The 18,061-nt window shown below is 66.4% G+C and carries 15 protein-coding genes; 9 read left to right on the forward strand and 6 right to left on the reverse strand.

The annotated features are described in order from the left end of the window. Nucleotides 1-8 precede the first annotated feature (8 nt). A complete protein-coding gene (gene hemH / locus VGM20_02660) occupies nt 9-974 on the reverse strand; it encodes a ferrochelatase (GenBank protein ID HEY4099760.1) in 966 nt (321 codons plus the stop codon). 71 nt (nt 975-1,045) lie between these two features. On the opposite strand from hemH, the gene VGM20_02665 reads away from it, so the two are divergent. Beyond that, nucleotides 1,046-1,393: a hypothetical protein gene (locus tag VGM20_02665; protein ID HEY4099761.1), complete on the forward strand. Its 348-nt coding sequence runs from the start codon at nt 1,046-1,048 to the stop codon at nt 1,391-1,393. On the opposite strand, the gene VGM20_02670 is transcribed toward VGM20_02665, so the two are convergent. The 5 genes from VGM20_02670 to VGM20_02690 form a co-directional block, all read right to left on the reverse strand. After that, nucleotides 1,350-1,895, reverse strand: coding sequence for an isochorismatase family cysteine hydrolase (locus VGM20_02670; GenBank protein ID HEY4099762.1), 546 nt, complete (start codon nt 1,893-1,895; stop codon nt 1,350-1,352). The genes VGM20_02665 and VGM20_02670 overlap by 44 nt on opposite strands. Nucleotides 1,896-1,956: 61 nt before the next feature. Beyond that, nucleotides 1,957-3,489 (reverse strand): YifB family Mg chelatase-like AAA ATPase, encoded by a 1,533-nt coding sequence (locus VGM20_02675; GenBank protein ID HEY4099763.1) that lies wholly within the window; start codon nt 3,487-3,489, stop codon nt 1,957-1,959. A gap of 127 nt (nt 3,490-3,616) precedes the next feature. Next, nucleotides 3,617-4,015 (reverse strand): hypothetical protein, encoded by a 399-nt coding sequence (locus VGM20_02680; GenBank protein HEY4099764.1) that lies wholly within the window; start codon nt 4,013-4,015, stop codon nt 3,617-3,619. A gap of 150 nt (nt 4,016-4,165) precedes the next feature. Next, on the reverse strand, nt 4,166-4,576 hold the full coding sequence (locus tag VGM20_02685) for a hypothetical protein (GenBank protein HEY4099765.1): 411 nt from the start codon (nt 4,574-4,576) through the stop codon (nt 4,166-4,168). Between the two features lie 104 nt (nt 4,577-4,680). Further along, on the reverse strand, nt 4,681-8,592 hold the full coding sequence (locus tag VGM20_02690; GenBank protein ID HEY4099766.1) for an ATP-binding protein: 3,912 nt from the start codon (nt 8,590-8,592) through the stop codon (nt 4,681-4,683). Nucleotides 8,593-8,655: 63 nt separating this feature from the next. Here VGM20_02690 and VGM20_02695 point away from each other — a divergent pair, with 63 nt between their 5' ends. Genes VGM20_02695 through bshB1 form a run of 8 tightly spaced genes read left to right on the forward strand, consistent with a single transcriptional unit; the run spans nt 8,656 to nt 17,973 of the window. After that, nucleotides 8,656-10,182 carry a TolC family protein gene (locus VGM20_02695; protein ID HEY4099767.1) on the forward strand — a complete coding sequence of 509 codons (1,527 nt, stop codon included), beginning with the start codon at nt 8,656-8,658 and terminating at the stop codon, nt 10,180-10,182. A 13-nt stretch (nt 10,183-10,195) separates the two neighbouring features. Beyond that, complete coding sequence (locus VGM20_02700) at nt 10,196-11,485, forward strand: efflux RND transporter periplasmic adaptor subunit (protein ID HEY4099768.1); 1,290 nt, start codon at nt 10,196-10,198, stop codon at nt 11,483-11,485. Next, nucleotides 11,482-12,195, forward strand: coding sequence for an ABC transporter ATP-binding protein (locus VGM20_02705; protein ID HEY4099769.1), 714 nt, complete (start codon nt 11,482-11,484; stop codon nt 12,193-12,195). Before VGM20_02700 ends, VGM20_02705 begins: the two co-directional genes overlap by 4 nt. 1 nt (nt 12,196) lies before the next feature. Continuing rightward, nucleotides 12,197-13,441: an ABC transporter permease gene (locus VGM20_02710; GenBank protein HEY4099770.1), complete on the forward strand. Its 1,245-nt coding sequence runs from the start codon at nt 12,197-12,199 to the stop codon at nt 13,439-13,441. After that, entirely contained in the window at nt 13,438-14,688 is a 1,251-nt protein-coding gene (locus VGM20_02715; GenBank protein ID HEY4099771.1) for an ABC transporter permease, read from the forward strand. Before VGM20_02710 ends, VGM20_02715 begins: the two co-directional genes overlap by 4 nt. Nucleotides 14,689-14,746: 58 nt before the next feature. After that, nucleotides 14,747-15,991, forward strand: a complete 1,245-nt coding sequence (locus VGM20_02720) for an ABC transporter permease (protein ID HEY4099772.1) — start codon at nt 14,747-14,749, stop codon at nt 15,989-15,991. Nucleotides 15,992-15,994: 3 nt separating this feature from the next. After that, complete coding sequence (locus tag VGM20_02725) at nt 15,995-17,242, forward strand: ABC transporter permease (GenBank protein HEY4099773.1); 1,248 nt, start codon at nt 15,995-15,997, stop codon at nt 17,240-17,242. 17 nt (nt 17,243-17,259) lie between these two features. Continuing rightward, nucleotides 17,260-17,973 carry a bacillithiol biosynthesis deacetylase BshB1 gene (gene bshB1 / locus VGM20_02730; protein HEY4099774.1) on the forward strand — a complete coding sequence of 238 codons (714 nt, stop codon included), beginning with the start codon at nt 17,260-17,262 and terminating at the stop codon, nt 17,971-17,973. Nucleotides 17,974-18,061 lie beyond the last annotated feature (88 nt).

Below are 18,061 nucleotides of genomic sequence, written 5' to 3' on the forward strand. Positions count from 1 at the left end.
GTGGACGCCTAGCGCTGCGCCAGATTGACGAGTCCCTGCACGAAAGCGGGGTGGTCGCCGACCGCTCCCGCATAGGTAAACGACTCGCCGCCGGCGGCCACAAATGTCTCCCGCGCGCGTATCCCGAGCTCCTCAAGAGTCTCAAGCCCTTCGGTCACGAATCCCGGCGCGATCACTGCTAGGTGCTTCACGCCGCGAGCGGGAAGCTCCGCGATCACGTCGGATGTCGCCGGCGTGAGCCACGGTTCCGAGCCGAACTTCGACTGGTAGGCGACCGTGGTGCGGTCACGCGGCCAGCCAGCCGCCGCGAGAAAAGCGGTTGTGGTCCGCTCGCAATCGCCGGTGTAGACGTGGCCTTCGCGGTTGTCGTATCGCACCGGAAGGCCATGATACGATATGACGAGATGGTCAGGCGCGGTCGGCGCGGCCGCGAGTGCTTCGCGCCATCGTTCCACCAATGCTGCGATGTAGCCGGGATCGTCGGCAGGAATGGCACGTTCGACGATGCGCGGCCCGACGCCGGCGCGAGCGGCGACCTTCCGTGCGAGCCGAAAGACCGTCCCGGTCGTTGCGTCGGTGCGCTGCGGAAAGAGCGGGACCACGACGATCTGCCCGCGCGTTTCGTTCGCCATCTGCCGGATCATTGTGTCGATCGACGGGGCACCGTAGCGGTACGCGCATCGCACCGAGTGGTCCGATGCCTGTGTCGCGGCGCGCGCGGTGATCGCCTCGGTGCCGACGCGGAGTGGCGAACCGGCGGGCGACCAGATCGATGCGTACTGCTCTGCCACACGCTTCGGTCTGGTGCGGAGGACGATACCGTACAGCGTCGGCAGCCAGATCCACCGCGGCAGGTCGACCACTTCGGGGTCGCCGAGGAATTCGGCGAGAAAGGCGCGCACCGACGCCGTCGTCGGCGCCTGGGGAGTGCCGAGGTTGACGAGGAGGAGTGATGGAGCGTCGGAGGCGGTCATGGGGAAGGACAATGTACCTGCACTCGGCGCCCGCTGGAGTAGACTTTCGGACATGAACCTACGGTCAGTCAATGCGGTGCCCGGAGCGCGCCCTGCGAAGTACCGAAGCTCTGATCGCTGCCATCAAGGTCGCCGTCGCCGGGACGACGGCGCACACCGTTCACGGGGTGACGTTGCCGACCGGTGACAGCAGTCGCATTCGCCTCAACGGAGTCGACTCACTCTGCGCCGTCGCCGGACAGACGATCAATCAGCACGACGGAACGCCGCGGTTCACGCAACGCCTCGTCGAGGTGATCGTCGTCGGAGATCTCCGTGTCGTCACCGACGACGGCTCTGCCAATGGCCCCCGAATCTTCCTGATCGACTCGACGCTCAGGAAGGTCCTGCAGGTGTCGCCATCCACTCGGCCGCCGTGATCACCTTCGCCTGGCGCGCAAAGACCTTCTCGAGCAGCACGCGGTGGACTTCAGGATCGGGATCGGCGCAGAGATCAGAGAGCACCGTCATGGCGTAGTCCTTGTCGGCCGCTTCGCGCAACGTCGAGAGCACGACGCCGCTGGTGGCGATGCCGCAGAGAACCAGCTGCCGGATATCGTTGGCTCGCAGCAGGACTTCGAGGTCGCTCCCGGCAAACGCGCTGATCCGCTTCTTCACGACGACGACGTCGCCTTCCGCAGGAGTGAGGGCCGGCTGCACGTTGACGAGGCCGGCGGCGTGCTGCCTGAAATAGTCGCTCGCCTCCGGAGCGCCCGGCCGGAACGAGACCACGACGTGGATGACGAGGAGGCCGCGGGCGTGGGCGTGATCGACGGCCTTCTGCGCCAGCGGGAGGTAGCTGCTCTTGTCGCCAATCCGGTCGACGATCCCGGGTTGCACATCCATGACCAGCAGCGCGGTCTTCGGGGTATTGTTTGTCATGCCGACCAGCTAAGCGCGATTGACCCGGCAATGCAAGCGATGGTCACACATTGTGACCTTCTCACCCTCCCCTATCAAGCACCCGGTACTGCACCGCCTCCGCGACGTGCGCCGGCCCGACCGCATCGACTCCCGCCAGGTCCGCCAGCGTCCGCGCCAGCTTCAGCACCCTGTGATACGCCCGCGCCGAAAGCCCGAGCTTGGCGACCGCACCCTTGAGCACCAATTCAGTCTCGGCGTCAATGCGAACGTGTCGCCCGACCTCGCGCGGCCCCATGTGCGCGTTGGCGAAGATTCCCGGTGACCTCCGGAACCGATGGAGCTGCCGGTCTCGTGCCGCTTCGACGCGCCCGCGTACTGTCGCACTCGACTCCGCGGGCGTGCGCGCGGCGAGATCGTCGTACGCAACCGGTGGCACGCTGAGATGAATGTCGATCCGGTCGAGGAGCGGCCCCGACACCTTGGCCCGGTATCGCTGGACCGCGGCGGGCGCACAGGCGCACTGTCTCGAAGAATCGCCGAGGTATCCACACGGACACGGATTCATGCTGGCAATCAGGAGAAAGCGCGCCGGATAGGTGAGCGACATCGAGGCGCGCGAGATCACGACGACACCGTCCTCCATCGGTTGCCGCAGCATCTCCAGCACATGATTCGGCAGTTCCGCGACCTCGTCGAGAAACAGTACGCCGTGATGCGCCAGCGACACCTCACCCGGCCGCGGGATCGCACCACCCCCGATCAGCCCCGCGTAGCTCACCGTATGATGCGGCGCCCGAAACGGCCGTTCGTCGATCAATGCGTCGCCGGTGCGCAGCAGCCCAGCCACGCTGTGGATCCGCGTCACGTCGAGCGCCTCCGCGCGCGTGAGCGGTGGGAGGATCGTCGGAAGCCGTCGAGCGAGCATCGTCTTCCCCGCTCCAGGGGCACCGAGCATCAGCAGATTGTGTGATCCAGCTGCCGCAACCTCGAGCGCGCGCTTCGCGGCAACCTGCGCTCTGACGTCGGCGAGATCGACATCCGCGTTCCGGGAAAGCCTGGAGTTCCCATGGGCGGCATTCGCCGATGCCGGCTCGATCGGCACACTACCGCTCAGATGATCGCAGACGGCAGCGAGTGTCGCGGCGCCGCGTACGTTGACTCCGTCGACGACCGCAGCCTCCGCCACATTCGACGCCGGCAGGACCAGATCGGAACAGCCAAGCGCGCGTGCGGCGAGGGCGATCGGAAGTGCCCCGCGAATCGGGCGGAGATCACCTTCCAGGCCAAGCTCTCCGAGCAGGAGCGTGCGCGCGAGCTTGTCGTCGGGGATCTGACCGCTCGCGGCGAGGATTCCGATCGCGATCGGAAGGTCAAACGCGCTGCCGCGTTTCGGCAGATCGGCGGGCGCGAGATTGACGGTGATCCGCCGGAGCGGGAGCTGGAAGCCGGAGTTGCCGAGCGCCGCGGCGACGCGCTCTCGACCCTCCTTCACCGCGCCCAGCGGAAGCCCGACGGTGGTGAACGATGGCAGCCCGCTGACGATGTCGATTTCGACATCAACTGCGAGGGCGTCGACGCCGAGCACGGCGGCGGAATGAATACGGGCGAGCAGAGACGCTCCGGGAGCGAGGTACCGGAGAGTGGTGCGCCTGCGTTGCGGGACCTGATCGTTTCAGTGCAATGACTGGCCGATCAGACGCGGCAAGCCGCGGGACCGCGAGTCGAAGGGCGCGACGAAGTTACGGCAGCGTGATCCCGAAGACGCCCGCCCAGGTCGCCGCCGTGTTCATCAACTTCGTTTCCCGTTCCATCAGCTGCTGCGGGGTGATATCGCCCCTCGGCTCGAACGACTGATCGGTCCACAGCACGATCCGCCCACCGTCGATGGCGTAGATGTCCGCCACCTGCTGCACCACCGCGACGTCGCCGCCCATGAACCAGATGTCGGTTTCGCCGTTGTTGACGCCGGTCGCATTGGTGTCGACCGACATCAGCTTCCGGATCACATCGTTCTGGACCCAGACGGTAAGATGCCTCGGCAGTGAATCGCCGGGAATGGTGATGACCGAGTCGTGCTGCACCATCTGCGGCAGGTCACCGTCGATGGTCCGCATCGTTTCGCGCATCATCGAGATCACGGCGCTGGTATCCCCTGGCGCGAGGTCGGAGAACTGGGCCGGCGCAGAACCGATCGACGAAGGGAGAGAGTCACCGGGTGCCGACGACGGCTTGGAACCGTTCCGGCACCCGGCGACGAGGATCGCGAGAACCGCGATCCGGAGGTTCAGTTACCGACCACCGCCGCCACCACCGCCACGGCGTGCAGCCATCGCGGTCTGGACCGAGTCGAACTTCTTCGACTGATCCGCAGTCAGCAGCGCCTTGAACTTGGCGTTGAAATCGTTGCGGAGATCCGTCGACTTCTTCGCCGAATCCGGATCAACGGTGGCCCCGGCCTGGCGCTGCGCCCGGGTGTATTGCATCAACGGCTGCGCGTTCTTGTTGTACTCGTCGAGGAGCGTCTGGGTCTTGGCCTTCTGGTCGTCGGTGAGCGTGTAGAGCGTCGTCATGGCGTCGACGTTCATGCCGCCACCGCGGCCGCCGCGGCCACCACCACCACCGCCGCCACCACCACCCTGGGCGGCGAGCGGGGCCGCCGCCAACGCCAGCATCGCCACCAGTGCGAAACGGGACTTCATAGGGAAAGCTCTCCAGTACTCGGGTTGGCCCGCCGATAGGTGGCCGGAGCGGCCCCACGGGCTTGGAACAGGTACGCCAAGGTGAGGCTCCGGGTTGAGACGGATCACCCTCCCGCCTCTTCTCCCCCGCCCCCAGCTGCGAACCTGATCGTAAAGGTCGCTCCCCTTCCCGGCTCGCTCTCGACGGCAACGGTCGCCCCCCACCCATCGACCAGCCGCCGAACAATCGCCAGACCGAGACCGGTCCCGCTCGTCGTCGTCGAGAACGCCGGCTCGAAGATCCGGGCGATCTGGTCGGCCGAAATCCCCTTCCCGTCGTCCGTCACCCTGAGCGAATACCCGGCGAGCACCATCCTGACCACCGACGCACCCGCCTGTCGGGCGTTGTCGAGAAGATTAAGGAGGACCTGGATCAATTCCTCTTTTCGCGACAGTACCGGCCCGGCCGCACTCCCGGACACTTCGACCGTTGGTCGCTCCGCCGTGAGCGAGAAGAGCGACGCGAGTTCGGTCGCCGCCGCGGCGAGATCGATCGGCTCGAGCGGCGCCGTCTCTTCCGGCGGCGCGCCGTAGCGTGCAAATGACCTCGCGATCCGGTCGAGGCGGTCGACCTCTGCGAGCAGCCGCTCGGTCGTCTCGTGCACCGCGTGACTCAGGTCGCCGCCGCCGTCGGCGCGGATTCGCCGCAGGTGCTGCAGCCCCAGCCGCATCGGCGTCAGCGGATTCTTGATCTCGTGCGCGACCTGCCGTGCCATTTCACCCCACGCCACGATCCGCGCTGCGCGCGACGACTCGGTGATATCGGTGATCGCGAGAACGAGTCCGCCGTCGCTCAAGGGCGCCAGCGTCACGGCAAAGCGCGCCTCACCCAACTGGATCTCGCGATTCTCCGCTGTGTGATGACGCAGCCCGAGCAATCGCTCGATCCCGATGTTCAACACGCGCCAGTCGCTCGACAGTTGCGGGGCGATCGGCGCGCCGATCACGATTTCTCGGCCGAGCAATTCGTTGGCGCGGGGATTGGCATGGGTCACGACCGTGTCGGCGTCGATACCGATCACGCCCGTCGCCACCGTCGCGAGAATCGCGGCGGTTCGCGCGCGCCCCGCCTGCAGCTCCGCTTCGGTGGCGCGGAGATCATCCTCCATCTGGGTGATCGCGCCGAAGACCGGAGCGAACTCCGCCGGCACCAGTCCGACCCCGGGAGGGAGCTCCCGGCGACCGATGGCGATGGCGGCCTGCCGGAGCATCTCGATCGGCTGTCCGAGTGCCCGCGCAATCGCGCCCGCAACAAGAATCGAGGCGATGATCCCGCTCAGCGCGACGAGGAGCAGTCGCAACGCCTGGTCGATCTGCTCGCGGGCGAGCCCGGTATCACTCCCGGGAATCGCGGTGAGCAGGAGCACACCCGGACGCGCGGTGCCGATCATCCCCACGCGAAGGCGCGCGCCGGGAAAGGGCGGTGGCAGCGCAATCGCGTCCAACCCCGCCGGCGTGCGAGTGCCGTGATCGATGATCGGCGGGAGATACCCGAGTTCGGCGAGGAGCGGATCGCTCGCAGCGGTGAGCCGCCCCTCCTGGTAGATGCCGATGGCAGCATTGGCGCTGTCACCGATCACCGCCAGGGTGTCGTTGCTGGGGCGCCGCAGCTCCGCCTGTGCCAGGCCACCGCCGGCCGCCACTTCGCGCACGGTGCTCGAAAGCTCCGCGGTCCGTTGCTGCGTCGCGTCGACGCGCAATCGGAGGACGCTCGTCGCCGTCAGCAGCGCCGCCGGAACGATGAAGAAGACGATCAGCGCGCCGGTCATCGTGCGGCGATACGAGCGCTGGAAGACCGGACCGACGAGAGTGCGCGGCTGGCCGAGAATCCGCTGCAGCGCGAGCCAGACGGCGAGAATCACCCCGATATCGACCAGGATGCCGAGCATCGCGCGCACCAGGAATGGCTGCGGCTGCTCGATCGTCACGGTGGCGCGAACCACTCTCGGCGGCATGTCACCCGAGGTGATCACGCGATCGGCCGAGATGAATCGATGATTGCGCCGGAAGATTCCGTCCGGCGTCGGCGTGGCGTCGTAGTTGACCTCGACGGTGTACGGCGGATCGCTCTCCGGTTGCCGCCAGCCGACGAGCAGGCCAAAGGTGGTGGGCGCGAGCAATCGCGATCGCGGGCCGACGGTCACAGTCGCAACCGTGTCGGGCGCCAGCGGCAGGATCAGCACTTCGTGATGGCCCGCGCCGAGCGGAAGGCCGATCCGCTTCGGATCGGGCCCTGCGAATCGCACCAGCGGGGCGAGTTCGCTCCAGCCGACGCTCAGCGAGTCGAGCGCCACGACTTCACGCTGGTCTCCCTCGGCGCTCCAGAGCGCCAGATAGGTCGGCACACCTTCCTGCGCCAGCGGCGAGGCACTCCACGCGGCGTAGAGCCGGTCGAGTCGCGTCGCGTGCGCTGCCCGGGCCGTTGCCACGAACTGGTCGAGCGCCATCGCCGAAGTCGAATCGAACGGCGAGTTGAGACGATTGACGTCGGCCCGGGCGAGATCCATCCGGTGGTCGAGCGACACCGACCACGATGCGAGGATCGCCAGCACGCTTGCGGTCGTTGCCACCGCGAGGAGCCGGATGCGCGGCGACGTGACTGGCAGGAAGAAGACGATCGGGAGGAGCCAGAGCGGGAGGTACCACGACTGCCACCCAACCGGCGTCCACGCCTCGATCCCGACCAGTCCGACAAAGACGACCGCCGCGGTCGCGAACCACCCCCACACCGGGTCGGCGCCGTCGTCACCGGGGGCGCGGAGAGGCGCCACCGCGACCGCGATCAGCCCGGCGGCCGCGAGGGCGATCAGCAACTCCCACCCGAACTCGACCATCAGCGAATGCGCCCCCGGCGGTGTGACCAGTCGCGCGAGGATGACGGTAAGCGGCGGCGCCGTGGCGAGGAGGAGCACCGCCGCGACCATTCCGATCACATTTCGGCGGGCGGGCCTCCGCCACAACGCCGTCGCGAGAAAGAGCAATGCAGCGACGGCGAGGGCGGTTCGAATCGCATTGAGGCCAGTTTGCGTACTGGTCAGATCAGCTCGTGCCAATGCCCACAATGGAACCAGAATCGCGCCCGCACGTATCGCAGGCGTGGGACCGGTCAGGAGCACGATCAGGGCGAGGACCAGGATCCCGGCACCCACGATCAGCCGGGCGACCCGCTCCTCCCCGGCGACGAACTCGGGGACCGGTGGCGGAACCGGCTGCATCGCAGTGATCACGGCATTGCTCGCGGCATCAAGCGACGGATATTCGAGGAGTCGATCGGGCGAAGTCGCCCAGGTCCATCGCACCCCCTGGCCGCCGCCGGCGCTCGCCGCGAGCGACGGTCCTGCGATCGGAAGTCCGGGAAGTGAATCAAGGAGGAGCGTGACTTCAGCCTGGCGGACGCCGCGATGCGATCGGACCACGAGCAGGATGGCGAACGGCGTGCTGATCAGGGCTGCAGGGGTGGTACCCACCAACGGCTGCATCCGGTGGGGCCCGGTCGAGGCGACGATGGTATCACCGGCGGTGATATCAATCGCCGTTTCGACTTCGCTCCCGGCACGCAAGTCGTCGAGCGTCGGGGCGTTCTGTGGCTTGGCGGTGCCAACGCGGTCGAGCGCCAGCTGCGCGGTACGCGAGGCGGCTGCGAGTGACGAGCGGAGGAGGCGGTCCCGCTCGGCCCTGGCCGCGCGAACCGCTTCGGACTGGAGCAGATTGGCGTGCAGCGACGTGTGCGCCATCTTCCCCGCCGCGATGGCGGCGGCGAGCGACAGCAACGCGAGTCCGGTGGCGGCTCCGCGGGTGGTGTGATCGGCAAGCCGCCACCCGAACACCGCGAACCCCGCCGCTGTCAGCGCAAGCAGTGTCAGCAGCGGCCACCCGGCGTGGAGTGCTGCCTCGCCGGCAAAGAGGACCGTTGCCGCCGCTCCGAGCCAGAGGAGCGTCCGGCCAGTTTGCAGAGATGTAGCACCTTGAAACTTCACGGCGATCTCAGCGTAGAAGCCAACGTCGGTCGCTCAATCATTACCTGTTTTCGAGGATGGAAGATGCCGATGCGTCGGACCAGTGCTGTCCTTCTTCTTGTCGCGCTTCTTGTCGCGGCCGCCGCGCGCCTTGGCGCCCAGGCGCAAGTGCCCCATCAATTGTCGCTCCAGCAGGCGCTCCAGCTGGCCAAGGCGAACAATCCAACCTACCGCCAGGCGGTCGACGCTGCCGATCCCGCCGCTGAAGCGGTCAAGGAGGCGAAGTGGGCGATTCTCCCCCGCCTCTCGCTCAACGGCGGCATGGGATATACCGGCTCCGGTAGCCAGACCTTCGGCGGAACCGTTTTCACCAGTTCGTCGCTGCTGAGTTCGAACTACGGATTCAACGCGTCGATGCAATTGTCGCCGCAGACCTGGATGACGCCGTCACTCAACCGGGCGCAGGAACGGGTCGCCGACGAGAATATCAACGTGTCGGGGGTCACGCTGACCTCGAACGTGAGCACCCAGTACTTCACCGTCCTCCGCGCCCTCGCCACCGTCAACGTGGCGATCCAGCAGATCACCGCTGACAGCGGGCAGCTCCGGCTGGCGCAGGCGAAGCAGGCGGTCGGCCAGGCGTCTTTGCTCGATGTCCTCTCCGCCCAGACGGCGATGGCGAATCATCAGGTGCAGCTGCTGCAGGCACGCCAGGCAGCCACGCAGGCGAAGATCACCCTGGTGCAGATGATCGGGATGCCGGGCGACGCCAACGTCGATTCGCTCGCATTGACTGAGCCGTATCCGCTCACCGAGCCGCATTTCGATCTCGCCCAGCTCGAGGCGTCGGCGCACACCGCCAATCCGAGCATCCGCTCGCTCCTGGCGCAGGATCACGCCAATTCGGTGAACGTGCACATCCAGAAGCTGGCCCGTCTCCCGACCGTGTCGCTGAGCGCCGGCCTGAGCGGATATACGCAGGAGTCGACCGATGAGAACTCGCTCATCGTCAACCGGCTGCAGAGCGCCCAGGGGCAGGAAGCCAACTGCGCCTTCCAGAATCAGATCCTCCTGGGGTTGAATCCCCCCCTGCAGGGATCGATCATTCCGGATTGCAAGGCGTTCTCCGGCCTCGACGCAACCGGCACGGCGCTGCAGCCGAGCATTGTCAACGAGATTCACGCAGAGAACTCGGTCTTCCCGTTCGCGTTCACCCGCAATCCGCTGTCGGTCAACCTGCAGTTCTCGCTGCCGCTGTGGGACGGTTACTCGCGGTCGCTGGCGATTTCGCAGGCCGAGGCGGCGCGCGACGAGGGGCGTGAATCACTCCGCGCGCAGCAGCTGGCGACCGACGCGCAGATTCAATCGCAGCTCCTCGCCGTCACCACGGCGTGGCAGCGGATCGGGATCCAGGATTCCAACCGGGTGACCGCCCGGCAGCAGTTGCAGCTGGCGCAGGACAAATACCGGATCGGCAACGGATCGGTCCTCGACGTCTCTGCCGCCCAGACCGCGATGACGCAGGCCGAAGCCGATTACGTCAACGCGATCTACGATTACCATCTCGCCGTCGTCGCCCTCGAGGCTGCGGTCGGCCGACCCCTTCGCTGAGAGGAATGACCGGATGTCGCGTGGAGCAAGGCTCACAGCTGGACTCGTGATCGTCGTGGCGGTGATCGGCGGCGTCGTCATGCTTGGCGCCAACCGAAAGGGGCAGCGCGGAACCGAGGTGCGGATGGAGAAGGTCGGCCATCGCGACCTCGTGGCAGCCGTGACGGCCAGCGGCCAGATCGAGGCGAAGTCCGACGTGGACATCTCCGCCGATGTAACCGCCAGGATCACCAAGCTCCATGTGAAGGAAGGCGACATGGTGACCGAGGGTGAGCTGCTGGTCGAACTCGACCAGGCGCAGTTCAAGGGCGCGGTCGAAGTGGGACAGGCATCGCTGGCACAGGCGAACGCCAGCAACCTGCAGGCCGTCGCCAATCGCGATCAGGCGAAGCGCACCCTGGATCGTCAGACCGAACTGCAGAAGACGTCGCCGCAACTGATCACCAAGGAATCGGTGGAGCAGGCGCAGCAGGCGTACACCGTGGCGCAGGCCCTGGTGAAGTCGTCCGAAGCGCAGATGGCGCAGGCACAGGCGTCGCTCAAGGAAGCGCAGGACAACCTCGCCCGCACCATGATCTATTCGCCGATTGCCGGCCGCGTCGTTCGTCTTGCGGTCGAGGAGGGCGAAGTCGCGGTCCCCGGGACCTTCTCGAAGGAGACCGGGCTGCTGATGCGGATCGCAGACATGTCGACGATCCTCGCCAAGGTGAAGGTTGATGAAACCGACGTGGTGCGCCTGGCGCACGGCGATTCGGTCTCGGTGTCGATCGATGCGTTCCCCGACACGACCTTCGTCGGCCACGTCACCAAGATCGGCAACAGCGCCTCCACCGACGCGAGTACCTCGACCACGAGCTCAACCGACAAGGCTGTCGACTTCGATGTCGAGGTAACGCTCGCCAATCCCCCCAAGGATGTTCGCCCCGACCTGAGCATGACGGCGCGGATCATCACCGATGTCCGGAAGGGCGCGCTCAGCATCCCGATCATCGCGCTCACCGCACGCGCGGCGCCGAACAAGGCCGGTGACACGGGACCGAGCGCACCGTTGACCGCCAGTCCGGGCGATACCACCGCCAACAAGGTGAAGGAGCAGGACGGCGTCTTCGTGGTGGAGAACGGGCTGGCACGCTTCCGGCCGGTCAAGGTCGGGATCACCGGTGACGAGTACTTCGAAGTGCTCGACGGCCTCAAGGAAGGCGAAACAGTCGTGTCGGGAACGTACCAGGCGATCCGCGACATGAAGGATTCGACCAAGGTGAAGGCCGCCACGGCGATGCCGGCCGACGTGAAGAAGCCATGAACGAAGTGATCATCAAGCTCGAGGGGATCACCCGTGAGTACATCATGGGGAGCGAGCATGTCCGCGCCCTGCGCGGCGTCGACCTCGCGATCCATCGCAATGAATACGTCGCGATCATGGGGCCGTCAGGCTCCGGCAAGTCGACGATGATGAACGTCCTCGGCTGCCTCGACACGCCGAGCGACGGGCGCTACTGGCTCAACGGGCACGAAGTGTCGGAGATGCGCGACGACGCCCTTGCCCGCGTGCGCAACCGGGAGATCGGCTTCGTCTTCCAGACCTTCAATCTTCTCCCGCGCGCTTCGGCGCTCGCCAACGTCGAACTCCCGCTGGTCTACGCCGGCACCTCCGCGCGGGAACGTCGCCGCCGCGCCGAACAGGCACTGCATCGCGTCGGCCTCGGCGAACGGATGCTCCACAAACCCAACGAACTGTCGGGCGGTCAGCGGCAGCGCGTCGCGATCGCCCGCGCGCTGGTCAACGAACCGTCGATCCTCCTCGCCGACGAGCCGACCGGGAATCTCGATTCGACCACGAGCGAGGAGATCATGCGCGTCTTCGGATCACTCCACGCACAGGGTCAGACCGTGGTCCTCGTGACGCACGAGCCCGACATCGCGGCGCACGCGCATCGCGTGATCGTGCTGCGCGACGGCAGGATCGACACCGACCGCACCAACCCACCGCACGCCGGCGCGGCGGCGGCCTGAGATGCCGCTCCTCGAAGCGGTTCGCCTCGCCCTGTCGTCGATCCGCGCGCAGAAGCTCAAGAGCTTCTTTTCGCTGATCGGCGTGCTGATCGGTGTCACCTTCCTGATTGCGGTGGTGTCGATCGTTCAGGGGATGAACGTGTACATGACCAACAAGTTCGCCAACGCGATCGGCGGCGTGAACACCTTCCAGTTGCAGTCCCGACCGGGCATGACCTTCGGCAACGTCACCGAAGCGATGTGGAAGGAGTGGCAACGGCGTCCCAAGATCACGGTCGAAGACGCGGCGTACGTCGAAGCGCGGATGCGGACCCCGGTCCATTTCTCTCGCGAGGCGGAAACCAACATTGCCGTTGGCTATCGCGGCAAGAACGCCACCGGCATCGACCTCGAGGCCGTAGACGCGGAGTTCTTCGACATCAAGCACTGGAATGTCGACGACGGTCGCGCCTTCGCGCCGCAGGAAGTCGACGTCGGCGCGCCGGTCGTTGTCATCGGCACAGACCTGGCCGAGGGACTCTTTCCCGCGGGGGTCAAGCCGGTGGGAAAGACCATCACGATCGGCGGCATTCCCTATCGCGTGATCGGCGTGGTCGAAAAGCAGGGCACCCTGTTCGGCATTTCGCTCGACCGCTTCGCCGTGGTGCCGATCACCTCGCCGGCCCGCCGGCTGATCGACCGGCCGCATGTGATCGAAGACCTGCAGATCCAGGCCGACGACCCGTCGCAGATGCCGCAGGCGGTCGATGAGGTCACCACGCTGATGCGGATTCGCCGGGGCCTCAAGCCGAACGAGCCGGACAATTTCGCCATTGATACCGCGCAGGAAGCGCTCGATCAGTGGGGCAAGATCTCCCACATTCTGTTTCTGGCGCTGCCGGGCCTCGTGGGAATCTCGCTGGTGGTCGGCGGCATCGTCATCATGAACATCATGTTGATGTCGGTGGTTGAGCGGACGCGCGAGATCGGCATTCGCAAGGCGCTCGGAGCCCGCAATCAGGATATCCTGGCGCAGTTCGTGGTCGAGTCGGCGACGCTGTCGCTGGCCGGCGCCGTGTTCGGCATCGGCAGCGGGCTCGGCCTGGCCTTCGTCGTGCGGGCGTTGACGCCGCTGCCGGCGGCCGTGGCGCCGTGGTCGATCGGCCTCGCTGTCGGACTCGGAATCCTGGTGGGAATGATTGCCGGCGTCTATCCGGCGCGTCAGGCGTCGCGGCTCGACCCGATTGTCGCGCTGGGGCACGAATGAGTTCGCTCGGCCGGGGCAACGTGCTCGCTCGCGGCTTCGAGGGCGTCGTCCTCGCGATTGACGCCGTGCGGGCCAACAAGACCCGGGCGTCGCTCACGATTCTGGGGATCGCCATCGGCGTCATGGTCGTCATCGCGATGGCGTCGACGATCACCGGCATCCAGCGGTCGGTCAGCGACGTCGTGTCGCGCGCCGGCCCGACCTCATTCTACGTCATGCGGCATTACCAGACCGGGATCGTGTTCGACGACCGTGACGCCGCCTGGCGGCATCGCCCGCGCATCAGCCGCGACGAAGCGGAACTGATCCGGACGTTGCCGGGTGTCGCCGACGTCAACGTGTCGGAAAACGCCTCGTCGTCAGTCAGCTATCGCAGCACCAACCTGAGTTCGGTGAACGTCTCCGGCATGGATTCACCGTGGCTCAAGGTCGGCGGTGGTACGCTCATCGAGGGGCGCAATTTCACGCCGGTGGATGAAGCCGCGCTGAGCTACGTCGTGGTGATCAACGACAAGGCAGCCGAGCTGCTCCTCGCCGGCCTTGATCCGATCGGCAAGGTCCTGCGGATCTTCGGTCTGCCGTTCACGGTGGTGGGAGTCTATCAGGACCCGTCCGGACTCTTCTCCCAGAGCTCGCCCCGGTTCATCGTGCCGCACACCACGTTCGTCAAGTCGGCCGACTACGACCGGGGCGCCATGCAGATCATCGTCTTCCCGCAGCCCGGCGTCTCGCAGCCGGAGGCGATGGACCAGGTCACCACCGCGTTGCGCATTCGCCGCGGTCTCAAGCCGGGGGACGACAACAGCTTCGACCTCGTCTCCGGTGACAAGCTGCTCGAAGGGTTCAACAGCATCACCTCGGGATTCTTCCTGGTCATGCTGGCCTTGTCCAGCGTTGGCTTGATGGTCGGCGGCGTGGGCGTGGTGGCGATCATGATGATTTCGGTGACGGAGCGGACCCGCGAAATCGGGGTGCGCAAGGCGCTCGGGGCCACTCACGGCGAGATCCTCTTCCAATTCCTGGTCGAGGCGGCGACGCTGACGCTGATCGGCGGCATTTGCGGGCTGATTCTCGGTGCCATCATCGCGTACGCCGTCAACCACTTCACGCCGATCCCTGCGGCGATTCCGCTCTGGTCGGTGGCTGCGGCGATGCTGGCCTCGGCGGTGACGGGCATCTTCTTCGGCCTCTATCCCGCCAACAAGGCCGCCGGCCTCGACCCGGTCGATGCCCTCCGGTACGAGTGACGACAGAGGCCGGCGCGCTTTTCCCGAGCGCGCCGGCGCACCCGTAGAGTTCGAATAAATGCCCTACAGCGAAGCCTTCCGCCTCGCCATCGCCACGATCCGTGGTGCCAAACTCCGCTCGTTCTTCACCCTCCTCGGCATCATCGTGTCGGTCGGATTCCTCGTCACCGTGGTCGCGGTGATCCAGGGGATGAACCTCTACGTGAAGGACAACCTCACCGACGCGATCATCGGCGCGAACGCCTTCCAGGTGCGGCGCACGCCGATCTCGATCGGTCTCGCCGACGACGACCAGGTTCGTCGCTACAATCTCCGGCCGATCATCTCGCACGACGACGCGCTCGCCGTTCAACGCGCCCTTCCTGATGCCGAGGCGGTCGCGCTGCAATCCGGTAACGCGTCGCCGATCGAGAACGTCACCTATCGCAGCAACACCCTCGGCGGCGTGCGGCTCCTCGGCGTGACCCCGCCTTATCAGTCGGTGCAGGACTACAAGTTCGTTGCCGGCGATCCGCTCGCCGAGACCGACATGCGCGGTCGCCAGTTCGCCATCGTGGTGGGCTACGACATCGCCGACAAGCTCTTCGCCTCGCCGGAGACGGCGGTCGGTTCCACAGTCCGGATCGCCGGGTACGAGTTCACGATCAAGGGCGTGATCGCCGCAAAGGGAAAAACGCTGGGACAGTCGTTCGACGCGTTCGTCCTGATGCCGATGCCGACCTTCGAATCACTCTGGGGACGTCGCGGCACGACCGTGGTTTCGGTGAAGATGCGCGATGCCGAGGCGATCCCGGGCGCGATGAACCGCGCCGAAGAAGCGATGCGGATCGCCCATCATCTGCGCCCCGAACAGGAGGATGACTTCGCCGTCGACAAGGCCGATGCACTGGTCGCCTTCTGGAAGCAGCTCACGCAGCTCCTCTTCGCGGTCATTCCGGCGGTGGTCGGGATCGGCGTCGTCGTCGGCGGGATCGTGATCATGAACATCATGCTCATGTCGGTGAGCGAGCGGACGCGCGAGATCGGGATCCGCAAGGCGATCGGCGCCAACCAGCGCGACATCCGACGCCAATTCCTGATCGAGACGATCCTCCTCAGCTCGCTCGGCGGGTTGATCGGCGTGGGAAGCGGATGGGGGCTGGCGCAACTCGTCGCAGCGGTCTCACCGCTTCCGGCCAAGGTGACGCTCTGGTCGGTCGGGATCGCGCTGGCACTCGGCGCGGGGACGGGGATCATCTTCGGCGTCTACCCGGCGGCGCGGGCGGCGCGCCTCGACCCGATCACCGCCTTGCGGGCCGAGTAGCCGATGCCGCTCAGGGTCCGGAACGTCGGCGAAGGGGTCCTTCTCGCACTCGACGCGATGCGGAACAGCAAGCTGCGGTCCGCGCTCACGATCCTCGGTGTGGTGATCGGCGTCACCACCGTGATGGTGATGGCGTCGCTGGTGGAGGGGATTCGCGGACAGATCTTCGCGTCGATCGAAAACTCGGCACCCGAAACGTTCTACGTGATCCGCTATTTCTCGACCACCCCCGTCAACCCGAACAACCTCCCCGCCGAAGTCCGGATCCGGCCGGTGGTCGACCAGCGGGATGCCCAGGCGCTGGAGCGGATTCCGATCATCCGCCATGCGGGACTCTGGGTCCAGGTTCCGCAACGGATGGAATACCAGGGAATCCGGTCGCAGCAACTCAACATCTGGGGAGCCGACAACGCCTATCTCGACGTCCAGGGCGGGACGCTGCTGAGCGGCCGATTGTTCTCCACCGGTGAACTCGCCGGCGGCGCGCAGGTGGTGATCATCGCGCGGGATGTAGCGGACCGACTCTTCGGACAGCTCGACCCGCTCGGCCGCGTCGTCCGGATCGGCGGCAAGGCGTTCACGACGATCGGGGTCTTTGCGCCCCCCGACAACATCTTCCAGCCGCCCGGCCAGACCGACGGCGGTGTGATCCCGTTCCGCGCCGCCCAGCAGAATTACCACTACGACGAAACCAACGCGCTGTTGATCGTGGTGCTTCCGAACCGCGGCGTCAACGTCGACCTTGCCAAGGACGCGGCGATCAGCGCGCTGCGCGTCTCCCGCGGGCTGCATCCGGGCGCACCGAACAACTTCGATCTGCTGACCCAGGACCAGATCCTGCAGGTCATCGACAAGCTCACCTCGGCGTTCTTCCTGGTGATGATCGCGCTGTCGAGCGTGGCGCTCCTCGTTGGCGGGATCGGCGTCATGGCGATCATGATGGTCTCGGTCACCGACCGCACCCGCGAGATCGGGATTCGCAAGGCACTCGGCGCAACGCACGGCGAGGTGTTGCTGCAATTCCTGGTCGAAGCGGCGACGCTCACCGCCGTCGGCGGGTTGATCGGCATCGGGATCGGCATGCTTGGCGGTGAACTCCTCAAGGCGCTCCTCGGCATCAAGAGCGGGCCACCGCTCTGGAGCGCGCTGGTCGCGACCGGTGCCAGCATCGCCATCGGCCTGGTGTTCGGCGTGATCCCCGCGAACCGCGCCGCGCGGCTCGATCCGGTGGAGGCGCTCCGGTACGAGTAGTGTTCTATCTTCCGTCCATGACCGTTGATCTCCTGGCCATCATGGCTCACCCCGACGACGCCGAGTTACTCTGCGGCGGCACCTTGATCCGCGCCGTCGATCAGGGGCACCGCGCCGCGGTGCTCGACTTGACCCGCGGTGAATTGGGAAGCCGCGGCACGCCCGAGCTCCGGGCCGAGGAGGCGGCGCGGTCGAGCGAAATCATGGGACTGAGCGAACGGGTCAACGCCGGCCTCCCCGACGGACATCTCGCCAACAACGATGCGACGCGCCGGGCGGTCGTGGAGCAGTTGCGCCGGCTGCGGCCGCGCACCGTGATCGTGCAATACAGCGAGGGACGCCACCCCGATCACCGGATCGCGTCGGAGCTGGCGCGCGACGCCTGTTTTCTCTCGGGGCTGGCGAATTATCCAGGGAGCGGCGAAAGGTTCCGTCCGTCGAAGATCTGCTTTGCGATTTCGTTCCGCGAGGATCAGGTCAAGCCGAGCTTCGTGGTCGACATCTCGGACCAGATGGAGCGGAAGCTGGCGGCGGTCCAGGCGTTCACATCGCAGTTCACAGGCGTCACGCAGGCTGGTGAGCTCCATCCGACCGGCCAGCCGCTCGTCGACTTGATTGCCACGCAGAACGCGCATTATGGGTCGCTGATCCGTACGCGGTATGCCGAGCCGTTCTGGACCCGCGAGACGGTGGCGGTGGATGATATTGTCACGATGGGTGTGGCGACGTAACACTCCGCGCGCCCGATAGGGCCCGGGGACTATGCCCGCGCGCCGCGGCATTGACGGCCGCGATCGGCAAGGCAACTTTAGCCCCCTA

The sequence above is a fragment of the Gemmatimonadales bacterium genome, from assembly GCA_036500345.1.
In the GTDB taxonomy this organism is placed as follows: Bacteria; Gemmatimonadota; Gemmatimonadetes; order Gemmatimonadales; family GWC2-71-9; genus Palsa-1233.

Bases quoted from the DNA above. Each gene is read 5' to 3' on its own strand.
- hemH (HEY4099760.1), bottom strand. From the start codon at position 974: ATGACCGCCTCCGACGCTCCATCACTCCTCCTCGTCAACCTCGGCACT.
- VGM20_02665 (HEY4099761.1), top strand. From the start codon at position 1,046: ATGCGGTGCCCGGAGCGCGCCCTGCGAAGTACCGAAGCTCTGATCGCT.
- VGM20_02670 (HEY4099762.1), bottom strand. From the start codon at position 1,895: ATGACAAACAATACCCCGAAGACCGCGCTGCTGGTCATGGATGTGCAA.
- VGM20_02685 (HEY4099765.1), bottom strand. From the start codon at position 4,576: ATGAAGTCCCGTTTCGCACTGGTGGCGATGCTGGCGTTGGCGGCGGCC.
- VGM20_02695 (HEY4099767.1), top strand. From the start codon at position 8,656: ATGCCGATGCGTCGGACCAGTGCTGTCCTTCTTCTTGTCGCGCTTCTT.
- VGM20_02700 (HEY4099768.1), top strand. From the start codon at position 10,196: ATGTCGCGTGGAGCAAGGCTCACAGCTGGACTCGTGATCGTCGTGGCG.
- VGM20_02705 (HEY4099769.1), top strand. From the start codon at position 11,482: ATGAACGAAGTGATCATCAAGCTCGAGGGGATCACCCGTGAGTACATC.
- VGM20_02710 (HEY4099770.1), top strand. From the start codon at position 12,197: ATGCCGCTCCTCGAAGCGGTTCGCCTCGCCCTGTCGTCGATCCGCGCG.
- VGM20_02715 (HEY4099771.1), top strand. From the start codon at position 13,438: ATGAGTTCGCTCGGCCGGGGCAACGTGCTCGCTCGCGGCTTCGAGGGC.
- VGM20_02720 (HEY4099772.1), top strand. From the start codon at position 14,747: ATGCCCTACAGCGAAGCCTTCCGCCTCGCCATCGCCACGATCCGTGGT.
- VGM20_02725 (HEY4099773.1), top strand. From the start codon at position 15,995: ATGCCGCTCAGGGTCCGGAACGTCGGCGAAGGGGTCCTTCTCGCACTC.
- bshB1 (HEY4099774.1), top strand. From the start codon at position 17,260: ATGACCGTTGATCTCCTGGCCATCATGGCTCACCCCGACGACGCCGAG.